At 60.9% G+C, this 17,415-nt stretch carries 8 protein-coding genes; 3 read left to right on the top strand and 5 right to left on the bottom strand.

Features of this window, described 5'->3' with window-relative positions; all coding sequences use genetic code 11:
• Window positions 1–272: 272 nt before the first annotated feature.
• The 3 genes from FIV39_RS22335 to FIV39_RS22345 all read right to left on the bottom strand — a co-directional run bounded on the left by FIV39_RS22335 (window position 273) and on the right by FIV39_RS22345 (window position 2,061).
• Window positions 273–452 (bottom strand): hypothetical protein, encoded by a 180-nt coding sequence (locus FIV39_RS22335; protein ID WP_090403456.1) that lies wholly within the window; start codon window positions 450–452, stop codon window positions 273–275.
• 156 nt (window positions 453–608) lie between these two features.
• Complete coding sequence (locus FIV39_RS22340) at window positions 609–1,784, bottom strand: lactonase family protein (RefSeq protein WP_090403454.1); 1,176 nt, start codon at window positions 1,782–1,784, stop codon at window positions 609–611.
• Entirely contained in the window at window positions 1,771–2,061 is a 291-nt protein-coding gene (locus tag FIV39_RS22345) for a DUF5629 family protein (protein WP_090409933.1), read from the bottom strand. Before FIV39_RS22345 ends, FIV39_RS22340 begins: the two co-directional genes overlap by 14 nt.
• Before the next feature lie 178 nt (window positions 2,062–2,239).
• On the opposite strand from FIV39_RS22345, the gene FIV39_RS22350 reads away from it, so the two are divergent.
• Together FIV39_RS22350 and FIV39_RS22355 are read left to right on the top strand one after the other, a co-directional pair.
• Window positions 2,240–6,913 (top strand): hypothetical protein, encoded by a 4,674-nt coding sequence (locus tag FIV39_RS22350; RefSeq protein ID WP_090403452.1) that lies wholly within the window; start codon window positions 2,240–2,242, stop codon window positions 6,911–6,913.
• Between the two features lie 190 nt (window positions 6,914–7,103).
• Complete coding sequence (locus FIV39_RS22355) at window positions 7,104–12,017, top strand: hypothetical protein (RefSeq protein WP_090403450.1); 4,914 nt, start codon at window positions 7,104–7,106, stop codon at window positions 12,015–12,017.
• A gap of 52 nt (window positions 12,018–12,069) precedes the next feature.
• On the opposite strand, the gene FIV39_RS22360 is transcribed toward FIV39_RS22355, so the two are convergent.
• Both FIV39_RS22360 and FIV39_RS22365 read right to left on the bottom strand, forming a co-directional pair.
• On the bottom strand, window positions 12,070–14,445 hold the full coding sequence (locus FIV39_RS22360; protein WP_090403448.1) for an efflux RND transporter permease subunit: 2,376 nt from the start codon (window positions 14,443–14,445) through the stop codon (window positions 12,070–12,072).
• A 15-nt stretch (window positions 14,446–14,460) separates the two neighbouring features.
• Window positions 14,461–15,489 (bottom strand): WD40/YVTN/BNR-like repeat-containing protein, encoded by a 1,029-nt coding sequence (locus FIV39_RS22365; RefSeq protein ID WP_186731550.1) that lies wholly within the window; start codon window positions 15,487–15,489, stop codon window positions 14,461–14,463.
• A 298-nt stretch (window positions 15,490–15,787) separates the two neighbouring features.
• On the opposite strand from FIV39_RS22365, the gene FIV39_RS22370 reads away from it, so the two are divergent.
• A complete protein-coding gene (locus FIV39_RS22370; RefSeq protein ID WP_090403443.1) occupies window positions 15,788–16,903 on the top strand; it encodes a Gfo/Idh/MocA family protein in 1,116 nt (371 codons plus the stop codon).
• The last annotated feature ends 512 nt before the right edge of the window (window positions 16,904–17,415 follow it).

Here is a 17,415-nt window from a genome sequence, read left to right on the forward strand (position 1 = left end):
CCCCGCGCCATGGATGGCGCGTGGCGGCGGCCCCCCAAATCACTGTCGGATTACGGGCACACCGAGCCTGGGCGAGGTGCCGAGTGGTGGGGCGAAGCGTTTTTGGTTACTTTTGGCGCTCTTCCAAAAGTGACCCGCTGTAAGAGCGGAACCCTAAGTAGCCGTTACCGCAGCAACGGATATGTACTCGGTCTGATCCAAAAAAATGGTCGGCCCAGAGGCCGCCATCGGGGGCAAGCCCCCTCCCACATTGGATCTCCGGCATCTGTCGTTCATTGCTGGGTCTTGTGATCCAGTGCAGCGTAGAAGTTGGCGCTTTGTTGCAGGTATTTCTGGGTGTAGGCACTGGTGCTGGATTTTTTGCCGGTGACTTCCACGCTGGCGGCAGCAGGCAAAGCCACGGTGGCGGAAACAGCGGAAGCAGCGATGACGGAGAAGAGATTCAAGTTCATGTCGGTAACCCTTGTGTTCGTTTGGTTGGGTGGCCGGGGAAGGCCTTGGAACCCAACTTACGCCCGAGGGTTGAACCTTAGAAATGCTTTGAAACAGTAGCCGCTATTAATACAATTAATACAAAGACTCAGGCCCCGCGTTGCGGGGCCTGTGGCTTATTGACGCACCAGGAACTTGAGGTCGCTGGGGGCATCGATCGGCAATTTCTGCACGGTTTTACCCAACAGGCCGGTCTTGGGGTCACGTTCGACCACCACAATTTCATTGCTCTTCTGGTTGGCGATCAGCAGGAACTTGCCGCTCGGGTCGAGGGCAAATTCACGCGGGTGGTCGCCTTCTACGGAGCGGCGCTGCACTTCCTTGAGGTGTGCAGTGGCCGGGTCGATGCTGAACACCACGAGCTGATTGGCCGTGCCTCGGTTGCTCACATACAGGTATTTACCATCGCCGGAAGCATGCAGCGCGGCGCCGGCTTTATCCGACACCGGCTGCCCGGCGGCGTAGTCGACCAGTTGGGTCTGCGTCAGCGTGCCGTTTTTGTAGTCGAACACCGCCACCTGCGCGCTCATCTCGGTGGTCAGCCAGGCATGTTTGCCATCAGCGCTGAACAGCAGATGACGCGGGCCGCTGCCCGCAGGCAATTGCACCGAGGCCGGCGTGGCCGGGGTCAGTGGCTGCTCGTGACTGACCTTGGGGTCGTAGTGGTAGGCGAACACCTTGTCCGCCCCCAGGTCCTGCACGAACACATACTTGCCATCCGGCGCCGACACCACCGAATGCACATGGTTGGAGGCCTGGCGCTCCGGGTTTACGCGGCTGGCGGGGTGCCCACTCAACTGCACCGGCGCCGACAGCTTGCCCTCGGCGTCCACCGGCAAAATGGCCAGGCTGCCACCCGGATCTTCCAGCACTGAATAGTTGGCGACGAACAGATAACGGCCGTCAGCGGCCACGCTGGAATGGGTCGGCTCATTGCCCAGGCTCTGGACCTGGTTGATCAGGGTGAGCTGGTGATTGCGCGGGTCAATGCTATAGCTGCTGACGCGCCCGACCGGGTCTTTCTGGCCGGGGCCGTTTTCATTGACCACAAACAGGTGCTTCTGGTCCTTGGAGACCGTCAACCACGAAGGGTTGGCTGCCTTGGCCGCCAGCACCGGCGGGCCCTGGAACTGTCCGGTACGGCTGTCGAATTGCAGACGGTAGATACCTTCACTGCTGCCGGCTGTGTAGCTGCCCACCAACAGTTCGTAGGTGTCGGCCGGGGCGGCTTGCACCGACATCGCACCGACACTGCCCGCCATCAACAGGGGCCAGAATTTACGCATCATCATCGGCTTCATCCTCGTCGTTATTGTTGCCGGTGAAGGCGCTCATGCAGATCAGGCGGTGCTCGCCCGAATCACCGGTAAGGGTCCAGCTTTGCAAGGTGGTGTCGAATGTGGCCGCCTGCACCTGAGCCAGGCTGAATTCCCAGCGTTTTTCAGCACGGCCGTCCATGGCGGTGATCAGCAATTTCTGGGCATCGAGATGGAAGTCAAAGGCATGCAGGCCATCGATTTCAAGCATGTCGCTGGTGGCAAGTACAGCCGGCAGGGTCTTAGCAGTCATCAGGGTCATTCATTGGCAAGAAAGACACTGATGATAGGCCAATCCTTCACGCCTTTCTTCCCTCGCGTTGCCCGGCCATAGCCGGCTACCGCCTGCGGCCCGCCCGCAGACACCATGCTGGGCTGAAATGACCTCGCCTGATCCAGGCGGCGTTCCCCAGAAAAGGACTTTTACACCCATGCCCTCTCCTGCCCTCCCTGAAAACCTGACGGCCCAGGTGGTGAGCCAGCAATTTGCTGGCCTCGCGACCCTGGAAACAATCATCCGCCCTCTGCTCCTGCGTGCCATCAATGAACGCTACCCCTCATTGGCGATCGACCTGTCCCTTACCCAACTGGCCATTCCACAACCCTCCGGTGGCTGGAAACTCCAACCCTTGATAGACGTCGTCTACCAGTACCTGTGCAGCAATGGCCCGCTGGACTTCAGTGACGTCAATGACACCGCCTATTACCTGTCCGACGCTCCGCCCAAGCGCCTGAAGCTGCCGGGCACCACTGCGGAAAAGCTGGACATGAAGGTCATCGAGGACGTGATCCGGGAATTGCCCGCCACCCTGCCGATTGCCCTGCAGGACGCGTTGATCCACTTCTGGAATGAGGACGCGGACAATGGTGTCACTCGCTGGCGCTGGCTCAGCGACATGCTCAGGAGCACCTTGCAGGCCGCCGCCCTCGGCCAGCCGGCGCTGGATGAGATAGCCCGCCAAACCCTCGACCAGCTCACCACCACCCCAGACCGCGCCCAGCGCATGGCACGCCACGGTGAGCATGCCGTGATGGCCTACGGTATCGAGACCACACTTCACAACAAGGGCCAAAGTGCTCGCCTGCTCCCTGAGCACCTGCTGCTGACCCGCGTCATCAACGGCCAAGCGCCAGTACTGCTGTGTACACCCAGTGGCCGGGTTGAACATTTTACGTCCCAGGATGACTTCACCACCGCCTGGGAACAGCGCATCAGCGCGCAGTATCAAGCCCAGACAATCACCTGCAACCGCTACGAACCCGAGGGCTCGATCTTCGACCACCAGGCAGCGATCATCCTCAACCAGCAACTGGAAAATCTTGCCGACCTGAACCTGCCACTGAATCAAAGCCCAGCGACATTGCAAGCGTTGTACCGCGAATTCACCGACCCAGGGCGGTACTTTATCGATGCCCCGCCAGACCGCCTGCCGCACCTCAGGACCGTGCGGGCGCTCATGCCCGACCCATTGCGCGATGCGCTCCCCGCCGATCGTTCCCGTTACCGGCAATACAGCCTGGCCCTGGCCAGCGCAAAGCAGCGGGCGCAAGGACGCACCTTCCTCAGTGACATTGACGACATCCACACCTACACGGTCCGCGCCTTGCAGCAAGCGTTGCAGCGCGAGGCCGCCAGGGCCGCAGCCCCCGCACCCCAGGCCACATTGCACCCCGATGATGTGACGTTGACGTTCGTGGTGGCCGCCGGTTACCCCGGTGGCGCCGGTATCGTCGAACACGTGAACATGAGCCTCACCGAACTGGCCATCAATAACCTGTCCGCCCGTCCCAGCGGCCAACTGTCGATTGCCCATCGCCACGGCGCCGTGCTGCCGGACTGGTTGACGGCGGAGTACCTCACGGGCAGTGATGGCTTGATCGAACAAGTCGACATCGGCAAACACTACCCCCAGCGGCTTAAACAAGCACTGCTGAGCGACACACCTGACGCACAGCGACGCGAAGTCCTGTTTACCGATCAACAGCGAGTGCAGTTGCCGTTGCTGGCCTTGGAGCTGAGCCTCCAGGGCGCGGCCGGCGTGACGCCCCAAGGCGCCAGCATGGTCGACGCGTTGATGCAGCCCGAGAGTACAGACCAGCACGTCAACAACCATCCCGTGGCGATTCGTCACCTGGCATTCTTGCGTGCCCCAGGCGCCCCAGCGGATACGGTCAGCGCCATGTACCTCATCGAGTACCAAAATCTTGAGAGTGGCCCGCACCTCCTGTATCGACCGCTGTATGCCGAACCGCTGCGCGAGTTCGCCAACCGTGCGGCGCTGTTCGAGGCCATCGCCGAGCCCGGAGCGTTACAAACCAGCGTGCTGACCTGGCTGCCCGACAACGTGCGGCCGATCTACGACCGGGGCGGCTTTCGCCAACCCCATTACGTGCGCTTTGGCCAAGGCGACGAATTCGCGCCACTGCACACACCGCAGCCGGCGACCCTCGCCCGCAATGGTCTCAACGATGAACTGCAGCAATGCCTGGTGACCGGGCAGTTGATGCGCTACCTGTTCAGCGACCACGCCCGGGCGCTGGTGGATCAGGCCGAACGCGCGTCGGTGTCCAACAACGAAAGCCGCTGGCAAGTGTTGATGGAAGGTGCAAGCTTGCTGTTCGGCAGCCTGTTGGTGCCGGTACTGCGTGGTCCGGCGATGCTTACCGGATGGTTACTGACCATGTTCGCCAGCGTTACCCGCGATGTCCAAGCCCTCAGCAGCCAGAACCCCCTCGACCGGGAACAGGGCGCCATCGACTTGTTACTCAGCGTCGCGATGGCGTTGCTGGACTTCCCATCGGTGCAGGCACGACGACCACCGTTGGCCGCGGCCATCCGGCAACGGGCTTTGCACGCACCAGTACCTCGACGTGATGCCTCGCGCTGGCCGCCCCTGCCTTCCCCGCAGCACCGCCAAGGCACCGTGGCCCTGGCCGGAGAACTGCCGCGCGACAACCGCACGGCCCTGGATTTCAGTTTCGCCCAGGCACGCCAGCGCCTCACACCGAGCCAGCGTATGCGCCTTGCGGCATTTAAAGTCGCCACGCCCCCCGCCTTGCCCCAGCCCGTGTTGAACGGCCCACGCAGAGGCTTGTACCTGATCGAAAACCACTGGTACGCCCAGATTGAGGGGGACCTGTTCCGGGTCGTTCTGGACGACGATGCCAGCGTGGTGATTGTCGACCGTGCCGATAGCAAGCGGCGCGGCCCCTACCTGCGTACCAACGCACAGGGTGTCTGGTCCGTCGATACCCGGCTGCGGCTACACGGGGGCATGCCGCCCAAACGGATTGCCGCCGAACGCCAGCGCAAGGCCCTGCGTATCAGTGAGTTGCGAGGCGACTATGAGCAGATGCTGGCAAACCAACAGGAACGGCAACGCACAGTGGACGCGGCCCAGGCCGCGATGGAAGACGCCGAACAGAATGCCCGATTCAGCGAGGTGCAACGGGCCAACGTGCGCAAGCACTTCGACGATGCCCTGAAAACCCAGACCCGCGATTACCTGAAGATCCTCAACAGCGCCCAAGAACGCAACGAGCTGAACATTCCACTGCCGCTCAAGAACACCCTGGTGCTTTTGGAGAACACCATCAATAACACCCGCAAACATGTGGTAATCGCAGAAGCAGACAGGCGAGCGCTCTACCGCGCCCACCCTCGGTTCACCCGTGAAGGTGCCGCCCTGTACCTGGCGGTGCTCAGCGAACCGATGGGTTATCGGCAGTTTCTCCATCAGATGCTGGACATCAATGACCGCAGCATTCGCGGGCTTGAGTCCACGGATCGTCATCTGGAGCAGTTGTTCAATCTCGGCTCCTCCGGTGCCGACGTGTTCAAACGCTTGACCCAGGGCCGACCGAACGAGATCAGTGCCCTGGCCATCAAGGATCTGCAAATTCGCTGCCTGAAACGACTGATCGTCAAAGACATCCAGCATCCGCTGTTCATTGCGTTGGACACCATTGTCGAACCGCTGCAACAGCATGTGCGCACCCACAGTGAACTCAACAGGCTGGAGCTGTCGGCCAGTGATCGCCTGAGTGTGCTGGAGAGCCTGGTGGAGCATTATGGTCGCGCCCTCGATTCGTTGCAGGGCTTGGGCATCGTCGATGCCGGCGTGCTGGACCCGACCTACAACAGCAAACTGTTCACCTTGCTCGATGAGCTCTACCAGGACGTCACGCGACGTTTGGCCAACGAAGTCAAACCGCCTGCGCAAACCAGCCGACGGCCACCCCGGCGCCCTGTCGCGGTCACGGGAAGACCCGCGAAAAAGGTTATTCGGACCCGAAAAAAGGCCACGCTTATCGGCGAGGTGAAACCCGTTGGCAACGTGGAAATGGTCGAGGTGCGAGACGAAGCCAACGACCAACTGCTGGGAATGTACTCGCAGGACGGTGAGGACTGGGTCGAGTTCGTCGAAGCAACGCCTGCCCAATCGCCTGCTGCCCCGCGCGAGTTCGGCCTGGTCAAAGGCAAGGCGCGCAAGCTGCTGGCGATGGTTGAAGAGCACCTGCGTCGGGGCGACGACTACACCAAAATCTGCAAGCATCCGCAGGAGATTGAGGAGATCCTGCAGTACGAAGCGGTCCGCTACGACAAGCTGGCCACGGAGCTGGACCGGCTGGTTCAGGCCCAGGCCGAAAGCGCCCGCACCGCCGCGGACCAGACGCTGGTGACCGACCTGCGCGAAGCCGGACGACGCCTGAGCGCTCGCGGCAAGGCACTGCGCATCCAATTGAGCCTGGAACTGCCACCGACGCACGGCAACCTTGAATACCTGATCGGCGAAAAACAGGTCAGCGTGTCCAGGTGGAATGCACGGTTTCAACTAAAAGGCGAACGTCGGGACTTCATCCAGGAATACGCAGTGAATGACCAGCAAGGCAACCCGCTGTGGTTCGCGCACTTTCATTACCCGGCTGCCAATACACCCAAGGCTGGCTACACCGCCGCCCACTTGAAAACCCGTGCGCAACAAACGCAGAGCTACTACTCGTTACTGGCCCAGGCTCAAAGCCCGCAGACGGTGGTGGATGTACACCGTGGGCTGATCGGCAAGGCGTTGGCCGAGCGCTGGTTTTTGTCGCTCGAACCCTGAGGCCAGAACATCCCACTAACAGCAAGCGCGCATAAGCACCTGCATATCTGGTCGTTCTACGCGCGCGGGGTTGATCAGCCTCGCGCGCGTGGCCATAAAGCCTTCCGATAATATCGGGCTACCACATCGGGCGTGCTGTTGATCTTACTTTACGAAGGCATTCACTTATCCAACGTAAAGGAAGATGTCCATGCCTGTCATCCCGCCAAGTCCGGCCGAAAACCTGCTGAAAAAAGTCGTAGCAGCGCAATTTTCCACGCGGCCGTCACTGCGCTCAGTTGTTGCTCAAATGCTGGCCAGCAGGCTGGAAGAGTACTATCCGCCGCTGTTATCCATTCCCCTTTCAGGTCTTTGCCTGGCGCTACCTCGCGAAGGTAGCGGCCGAGGTCTGCATCCGCTACTGGATGTGGCGCTCCAACATCTTGCCGACGGCAGTTTTCCCGACCTGTCGTTTCGCTACGGACTGGACGCTTACCTGAGCGACACAACCGGTACCCGGCTCACCTTTCAAGCCAATGGCGAGCGCAACTATGACCTGCATGTCTTTGAAGACGCGATACGCGAGCTGCCCCTGATTCTGTTTGTCGGCGCGCAAGACGCGCTGGCCACCTACTGGGAGCAGGACAGCGATGCTGGCGGCAGCCGCTGGCAATGGTTGGCAAGTGTGCTGCGAGGCCGGCTGAGCACCTCGGCCGTACGCCAATCCGGTGATGATGCCCAGCAACTGCAAATGCTCAGCACCCTGGCCGACTGTCCCAGCCGAGAAGCCAGGTCCGAACGGCCATGGCCCGATAACGCTATTCACGCGTACACCCTGGAAACCCAGCTGGTGCGGGGGAATACCACGCTGACGCTGCAGGCCAGCGATATCCTGGTGGTCAGCGGCAGCCGCGTGTTCTGGTGCGGCTTGTCAGGCCAGATCCTGTCCTTTGCAAGCCTGGATGCTTTCGGTGAAGCCTGGGGCAAGCGCATGCAAGCGCAATGGATCGCCGATACGATCACCTGGCGGCAGTACGAACCCGACGGCGATATTTTCGAGGTGCAAGCCGCCCTGGTCTTGAATCAACAACTGGACGCGCTGGCTCGCATACGCCTGCCCGCCGACAGCACCGTCCAACGACTGGAGACGCAGTTTGACGCCCTTACTGATCCGGCCGAACTGTTTAGCCATGCGCCGCGCGTGCCCAGCCAAACACGCCTGCCGATCCAGGCCGCCCTTCCTGACTGGCTACGCGACGCCTCGCCTGCCGACCGCTTTGCCTTTCATCAACGCCTGCTCGAACAAGCCAACCTCAGACGCCTGACACACGGCAAAGGCTACCTCGACGGGTTGGACGATATCCGCACCTACGCCACCCGGCACCTGGACCATCAACTGTGCCTGGACCGAAATGCCGCCCTGCATGGCGAGCGCACCTGCACGGACATTGCCCAGTCGCCTTACGCGGCCGACACCCTGCACCTGACCTTCCACGTGCCCGTGGGCACGCTGCAAAGCGGCTACATCGAGAACGTCCCGATGAGCCTGGTCGACCTGGCCCTGAAGAACCTCAGCGGAACACCCGCCGGGCGCATGACGGTGCAGCACACGGGAGGGCTGCCAATCGAACCCTGGCTGACCCCGGAATACCTGCTCCAACTGGTGCAACGCGTTGATGTCGGCCGCAATTACCCGGCTTACATTCAACAGGGCCTGCTCAGTGATGAAGCAGAGGCGCAACAACGCAAGCGCCTGTTCTGCCAGCAACGCCCCATCGACCTGAAAAGCCTGGCCCTGGAGCACAAAATAAAGGGCGAAGCCGGGCTGACGCTGAGCGGTTTGCGCTATGTCAACGCAGTGCTGGGCGCCCACAGTACAGAGCGTTGGGCGGGTGCCGATGAAGTCGTGATGCGCGTGCTGTCGTTTCAGCGCAAGCCCGGCGCCAGGGCGGATACGGTACAGAACATGTTCATCATCGAGCCCCGCAACGGGCAGCCGGGGCCGCGTCTGCTGTATCGCCCCGCATACCGCGAGTCGCTGATGGAATTCGTCGACCGGGAGAGCCTGCTGGCGGCCATCATCGAACCTGGCGCGCTCCAGGACAGCGTATTGGCCTGGTTGAAAGATGACGCCCGGTCTATCTACAGCAACGGTGGGTTCAAGGAGCCCCATTACGTGCGTGTCAGCGGGATCGGTTCAGAGTTCGATCCCTTGCCCAGGGTTCCGCCTCCCGCCACCCTTGCCCTGCCTGGAGATGAAAGCAACGATCGGATTCTGCAAGCCCTCAATGCCAACCAACTGACGGAGTACCTGTTTGAGTGCGAAGCGCGTCAGTTGCTGGACCAGGCCGACCGCGATTCAACCTCCAACGCTGAAAGCCGTTGGGCGTTAATCCTCGAAGGCATGCAACTGGGCTTCAATACGTTGTTGATGCTGGTACGCGGACCGTTGGCGGCCGTGGGCTGGTTCATGCAACTGGCACAAAGCCTCAAGCAAGACGTGCCGGCACTGGAGAGCGACGACCCGACTGCCAGGGAACTTGCCTGGGTCGACCTGTTGCTCAATACCAGCATGGTGTTGCTCCACTTCGGCTTGCCCACCCAGGCAGCAAAAAAGCCCGCCGCCGCCGATGAGCCGGCTCCACAGGCCCTTGAACAATGGCCATTGAGCCGCCCATCCACTCAAACGCCCCCCGCCTCTGCCGTGGTTCAGCGGGGCATCGTCGGCTTACCCTCCGAGCCCCCCGGTGGTGGCCGCACGCTGTTGGACATTGACCGCTCACTGGCCGGCGACAGTGCTTCGGCGCGCCTGCTGAAAAAACTGTTGGGGTTCAATATTCCCTGGCCTGAACCGGCCCCGGAACCCGTCGCGCTCGGCCCGCAACGGGGGCTGTTCAGGCTCAACCAGCGCTGGCATGCCTCGGTGGGTGGCCTGCTGTTTCGCGTCAGCATCGTCCCGGGCTTTGACGAGGTGTTCATTATTGACCCCGAAAAACCCGACCACCCTGGGATCAAGCTGCGAACCGATGGCTCCGGCCACTGGACCCTGGACCGCGGGCTGAAACTGACCGGCGGTGGCCCCAAGCGCGTGGCGGCTTTACGTGAAGCGAATCGGCTCCAAAGGGAGCAACTGCTGGGCCGCATTCAAGTGCTCAGTGTGGAGATCACCCCCACGATGCACGCGTTCAGGGCATTGCTCGATGGGCTAAACAGCGAGCGCAAAACCCTGCTTCAACACATCAGCACGTTGAAACTGGTATGGAACCTTCTGGATAAAGCCACCGACACGCAAAAACCGGCCCTTGAAGCTCGACACGAGCAAGAGATATCAAGCTATTCAAAGGTACGCACGCGCTATGAAATTGCTCTGGAAAAGGCGGAACAACAGTACGCACTGTTACTGCCCAAGCGTATTGAACTGTTCAAGGCGGGACAGGACCTGGAAAAGTACGCAGGCGCTCGTGGCCACGTGCAGGACCGGGCAGCTACCCTGAAAACACTCTGGGAGGACCAACTGCGCCTGCATATCCATCTGCAAAAATGGGCAGAGACGTTTCTATTCACCGATCGTGGCGAGCCCATGAGCCAACTGATTCAACGGATGTTGCCTGAGTTGCAGAGCGGACGCCCTTGGACGTACAACGAACACGTGACCCGATCGATTGAACTGGCAGACGTCATCCACCGTATGGCCGCTCGCTCCCGCGAGATGGAAACCACCCTTGAGTTATTGGAACAGGACTCTGTAGCAGGACGTGCGATTCGTGAAGAGTTGCTGGCAAACATTGACACGCTCCAACACTTTTTTTCAGAGAACCTGGAGCTCCACGCGCTGATCCCGCTGTCGTGGGCAGTGGTCAAATTATCAGTACTGGAGCCGCCGCCACTGGAGGCGCTGTACATCGAACATCTTGCCGATTCGAACCTGAGCCAAACCTTGCTTTCGCACACCGAAGTACGCAGCAGCACCGGCTACCCTCTCGATCAACAGCGCATGCTATATGACACGCTCCTCGGTAAATACCGCAGCTACGAGCGCGCCATTGAGGCCCTCACGTTTATCAATCCAGAACGCGTCCACCCTGTCTCCGAACGCCTCATGAATGGGCTCAGGCAGGCGCGGATGCTGGCCGAAAACGAGCTGGAAAGCGTGGTGCGCAGCCAAGAGGCACTGGAGGTCGAAGCGTTGTCTTCAAGCTTGCGCAGACCGAAAGCGCCTACAAAGCGCATATTCAAAACCCGCAAAAGAAACTACCTGGTCGGTGACCTGAAGCCTGCTGACAGCCAACACCCTCAGGAACGTCTGATCATCACCAACACCTTTACCGGTGAAACCGTAACCTCGTTCGAGCCCTATGATGCTGACAGCTGGGTAGAAACAGTCCAAGAATCCCTAGCCACACCAGCGCCCGCCGCAAGTATGCGCCCCCTGGCAACGCTCAAGACTCAGGGCGAGAAACTGATCCGGCAACGCACAGAGATCGAACGGGTAATCACCGCACAACAACAGAAGCTGGAATCTCCCATCACCCGGCAAGACATCAACCCCGCGGACTGGGACGAGTTGCTCACCGGGCAGGCGAAAAAACTCACCGACCTCGCCGATGAAGTCGCGCACGCTCACCGCAACCAACCTTCAGCGCAGGACCTGATCGACACCTATCGGGCACACGCCAGGGATATTGAGCGCATGGCGCAGCGGGTGTGCAGTGAGGCCTATAAACGCCAGTGGCCAAGCCTGGAAAGCCTCGAGTATCTGTGGGGGCAAAAACAAATCGATATCAACCTTACCAGCCGGGCAGATCCGCAGCGGCCCACCCTGGGCGGCGATTTCTTCACCGAATACGCCGTGTATGACAAAGCGCAAAAGCCGCCGACGGTGCTCTGGTACGCCCACTTTCACTACGCCACCGCCGATGCACCGCCAGCCAGCTACACCCGGGCCCATCTGAAACTCGCCAGCCAGCGTAAATACACGCAAAAGGACCTGCTCAAAGAGCATGTTCAAACACGGTTACGCAGCCAACAGTCGCCTGGGGCCGAACCTATCGAGAAAATCCTGTATGTGTTGATCATGCCGCCTCAGGATCAGCTGTTTTTAGCCATCGCCCCCTCAGCCACCTGATCACCAACGCCCGATGATGCTGACATCGGGCGTCTCTGCGCAGCTGACGGAATCAGTGCGCAAACAACGAGTTGCCCTTCTGCCCCGCCAGCTTCTCGGGCTTGATCAGGAAACGCGCCAGTGCCGGCAGCAGCCACAGTGCACCGAACATGTTCCACAAGAGCATGAAGGTCAGCATCAGGCCCATGTCGGCCTGGAACTTGATGGCCGAGAAGATCCAGGTGCACACGCCGATCGCCAGGCACAGGCCAGTGAACAGTACGGCTTTACCGGTAGACTTGAGCGTCTGGTAATAGGCTTCCTGCAACGGCAAACCGGCACGCAGGAAGCTTTCCAGGCGGCTGTAGATGTAGATGCCGTAGTCCACGCCGATCCCCACGCCCAGGGCTACCACCGGCAAGGTCGCGACCTTGACACCGATGCCCATGAACGCCATCAGCGCGTTGCCCAGCACCGAAGTCAGCACCAGTGGCAGCACGATGCACAGGGTCGCCGCCCAGGAACGGAAGGTGATCATGCACATGGTCGCCACACACAGGTACACCAGGACCAGGATGGTCAGCTCGGACTCCTTGATCACCTCGTTGGTGGCCGCCTCGATCCCGGCGTTACCGGCCGCAAGGATGAATTCCAGGCCGTCCTTGTTGTTGTCCTTGGCGAAGTCCTGCACCGCATGCACCGCGCGGTCGAGGGTTTCGGCCTTGTGGTCGTTAAGGAACACCAGCACCGGCGCCAGCGAGCAATTGTTGTTGTACAGGCCATCGGCGCGGGCGATGGAGTTGTTCAGCACATCGGGGTTACGCGACAGGGTTTCCCACTTGAGGTTGCCCTCGTTCATGCCCTTGATCATCTGCTTGGACACGGTCACCAACGAGATCGCCGACTGCACGCCCTCGGTGTTCTGCATCTTCCACATCAACTGGTCGATGGGCGCCATGGCTTCATAGCGCGAGCAGCCTTCGGCCTTGGTCTTGACCATCACCACCAGCACGTCGGAACTGGTGGAGTAGTTGCTGATAATGAAGTTGTTGTCTTTGTTGTAGCGCGAGTCCGGACGCAGTTCCGGCGCGCCCTGGTCGAGGTCGCCGATCTTCAGGTTCTGGCTGTACCAGAGGCCACCGCCGAAGGCGACCAGCGCGAGCAGGACCGATACCGGCGCGACTTTGGCGCTGGCGAATTTGGACAGCAGGCGCCAGAACGGATGTTCGCGGTGCGCGTCCTTCTTGCTCCGGGCGATGGCACGCTTGCTGATGCCCGCATACGAAATCGCCACCGGCAGCAGGATCAGGTTGGTGAACACGATCACCGCCACGCCGATGGACGCGCCGATGGCCAGCTCACGGATCACGCCGATGTCGATGATCAGCAGTGTGATAAAGCCCACGGCGTCCGCGAGGATCGCGATCATCCCCGGCAGGAACAGTTGCCGGAAAGTACGCCGCGCGGCCGTCAGCGCGTTGTCCGCCTCGCTGGATTGCAGGGCGATACCGTTGATCTTCTGCACACCGTGGGAAATCCCGATGGCGAAGATCAGGAACGGCACCAGCATCGAGTACGGGTCCAGCCCGAAGCCGAAGAAGTGCATCAAGCCGAGCTGCCAGACCACCGCCACCAAGGTGGTGCTCAACACCGCAATGGTGCTGCGCAGGCAGTTGGTGAACCACAGTAACAGGACCAGGGTGATGACGAACGCGACGCCGAAGAACAGCACCACCATCACCAGCCCGTCGATCAGGTCGCCGACCTTCTTGGCGAAGCCAACGATGTGGATCTTGACGTTGGGGTTCTGGGCTTCGAACTTGTCGCGGATCTTGTCTTCGAGTTCATGGGAAAACTTGCGGTAATCCAGGGCCAGCAACTTGCCCTGGTCCTGTGGGTCCGGGTAGGACTCCAGCAGCGGAATATCGACAATGCTTGATTTGAAGTCGTTGGCCACCAGACGCCCGACCTGGCCGGACTTGAGCACGTTGTTGCGCAGTTGATCGAGGCTTTGCGCCGAGCCGTTGTAGCTCTGCGGGATGACTTCACCGCCGGCAAAGCCTTCTTCGGTGACTTCGGTCCAGCGTACGCTGGGGCTCCACAGCGACTTGAGGCCCGAACGGTCGACGCCGGAGATGTAGAACACCTCGTCGTTGATCTGCCTCAGGGTCTCCATGTACTCCTTCGTGAAGATGTCACCGTCCTTGGCCTCCACCGAGATGCGCACCGTGTTGCCCAGGTTGGCCAGGTCGTTGCGGTGCTCCATCATCTTTTCGATGAAGGGGTGCTTGAGCGGGATCATCTTTTCAAAGCTGGTGGACGGGCGAATCAACGTCGCCTGCCAGAACAGGAAAACACTCACCAGCAGGCAGATGACGATCACTGCCGGGCGGTTGTTGAAGATCAGGCGCTCAAGAAAGGTCGCTTTATCGTTGTGATGACTGCTCATTCTTTGCCCGCCTTCTTATTGTTTTGTCGGTTCAGCGCCGGTTGGCGCGGCCACACGAACACCGCCCTGCCCGACCAGAATCAAGTTGCCATTGCCTGCCGCCGTGACGGCCGACAACGAAATGCGGTCCGGGCGGTTGAACACGCTGAAGGTCTGGCCGTCGTCATGGCTGACCACCACGCTGCCGCCGTTACCGACGACGACGATGGCGCCGTCCTCCAGCAACGTCGCCCCCGACAAGCCGAACTCCAGGGCGCCGCGTGCGGCATTCAGTTCGACCTGTTCCCAGGTGCTGCCGAAATCCGTGGAACGGTAAAGGTTGCCGCGCAAGCCGTAGGCCAGCAGGGTCTGCGGTTGTGCGGTGCTGATCACGCCAAACAGCGAGCCCTCGTAGGGGCCTTCGAGTTTTTCCCAGGTCTGGCCGTCGTCGCTGGAGCGGAACATGCTGCCCTGCTCGCCGACGATAAACAGGCCGGCGTCCTTGATCTGGGCGATGGCGTTGAGGTGGAACTGGTCTTCGTTGTCGAGGCGGTCGCTGACGTCTTCCCAGGTCTTGCCGCCGTCGGTGGTTTCGATCAGCGCACCGTAGGCGCCGACGGCCAGGCCGTGGCTGGCGTCTTTGAACCAGATGTCGAGCAGCGGGGATTCGCGCTTGAGGTCCTGGTATTGCTGGGTCCAAGTGGCGCCGCCGTCGGAACTGGAAAGGATTTGCGCATCATGGCCGACCGCCCAACCGTGCTGGTCATCGACGAAATACACCGCCGTCAGCAGTTGCCGGGTGGGGACCTTGGCTTGAGTCCAGGTACTGCCCTGGTCATCGGAATAGAGGATGTGCCCGCGATCACCGACCGCCACCAGCCGCTTGCCGGCATGGACGACGTCGATCATCAGGCCTTTGGCGGCCTTGGGGGATTCAATCGCAAAAGTGGTATCGCTGGCGGCCTGGACGACCGTCGGCAATGCGACAGCGCCAAACAGCGAGAGCGCTGCGGCCAGCAACGCAACCCTGCGTGCGGCGCGTGGGCGGCAAACAACCCAACCCATGACAGGCTCACTCATAGACCTTTCTCCCATTTATTATTGTTAGGTCGTCTCGCCTTCCCGGGCCCTGAAACCTGCAATCTAGAGCGCCTGGAGGAAGCAGGGGCCATCCTATCGGGCTTTCGAATCGTCTGACAATCGGTGCTACGTTATCTTTTGTTAACTGGCGGCGTTTAGCCATGCCTGAATAGCAGGGTATTAGCCAGGCTGATCAATGAATTTTTATTCCATATCTTGAATTGTGGGAATTTTTATTCCATTAATAGCCTTCCTGAAAACAATAATCCAAAGGACCACGGCTATGCGTGAACTCGGAATCGGCTTGATCGGCACAGGCTTCATGGGCCGCGCCCATGCCTTGGCGTTCAACAATGCCCGGGCGGTATTTGAACTGCCGGTACACCTCAAGCTGGCCGCCCTGGCCGATGCCGACACCGAACGCGCCCAGCGCTGTGCCACGGCCTGGGGGTTTGCCAAGGCCCACGGCGACTGGCAAGCGTTGATCAACGACCCGTCGGTGGACGTCGTGGCCATCACCACTCCCAACCACCTGCACTACCCCATGGCGATGGCGGCGATTGCAGCGGGCAAGGCGGTGTATTGCGAAAAACCCCTGGCGGTCAGCCTCGAACAGGCCGACGCCATGCGCCGCGCCGCCAGTGCGGCCGGGGTGGTGACGCGGGTGGGCTACAACTATCAGCACAACCCGATGATCGGCCTCGCGCGGCAACTGATTGCCAAGGGCGACCTCGGCGAAATCATCAGTTTCCAGGGCGAGTTCAGCGAAGACTTCATGGCCGACCCGGCGTCACCGTGGTCGTGGCGCTGTGAAGTGGCACACGCCGGTGGCGCCCTGGCGGACCTGGGCAGCCACTTGCTGTCGATGGCGCGTTATCTGGTGGGCGACGTGACCCGCGTGTGTGCCGACACCCAGACCGTCCACGCCCAGCGCCCGGCCGTCAACGGCAGTGCCGAGCTAAAAGCCATCGCCGTGGATGACCAGGTACATGCCTTGCTGCGCTTCGCCAACGGCGCGCGCGGCACGGTGAGCAGCAGTTGGCTCAAGCACGGTTACAAGAACCACCTGAGTTTCGAGATCAGCGGCACGAAGGGTACGTTGGCGTTCGATCAGGAACGCTTGAATGAACTGCGCCTGTGTCGTGTCGGCCAGGACGGTTTCCAGCGTTTGCTGGCCGGCCCTGCCCTGCCCGGCTACGCGGCCTTCAGCCCGGCTGCCGGGCATCAGTTGGGTTACAACGAACTGAAGACCCTGGAAGTGCAGGAATTGATCATGGCGCTGGCCGGCCAGGGCGCGGATGGCACCGACTTTGAAGCGGCGTGGGAGGTGGAGCGGTTGGCGACGGCGATTCGCGTGGCTGCCCGTGAAGAGCGCTGGGTCAACGTGAACTCGGTTTGAACATGTGGGAGGGAGGCCCCACTACCTCTGTGGCGAGCGGGCTTGTCCCGCGTTGGGGTGCGAAGCGCTCCTGATGAGGACGAATGCGGTGTATCAGGCGCTCCACTGCGGCTGGTTTTGGGGCTGCTCCGCAGCCCAACGCGGGACAAGCCCGCTCGCCACAGGGAGATTTGTCAGGGTTTGAAAAGTTGTGTGGATACCCCTGCCCCGATGGCGGAGTGTCAACCAATGTATTGGACATCGCTATCTACACAACGTTGTAGCAGCCAACGGCAACCACGATGGTAACCACGATGCGAAGCGAGCCGCTCTTGATCTTGCTTTTGATCTTGATCTCAGGCGCCCCGTTAACCACGCTGGCCGGAATCCGATAGTGATTTGGGGGGTAAACCGGCAGGGATGCCGGTTTAGCCGCCCCGCGCCATGGATGGCGCGTGGCGGCGGCCACCCAAATCACTGTCGGATTACGGGCACACCGAGCCTAGGCGAGGTGCCGAGTGGTGGGGCAAGAG

This window comes from Pseudomonas grimontii (assembly GCF_007858185.1).
Lineage (GTDB): Bacteria > Pseudomonadota > Gammaproteobacteria > Pseudomonadales > Pseudomonadaceae > Aquipseudomonas > Aquipseudomonas grimontii.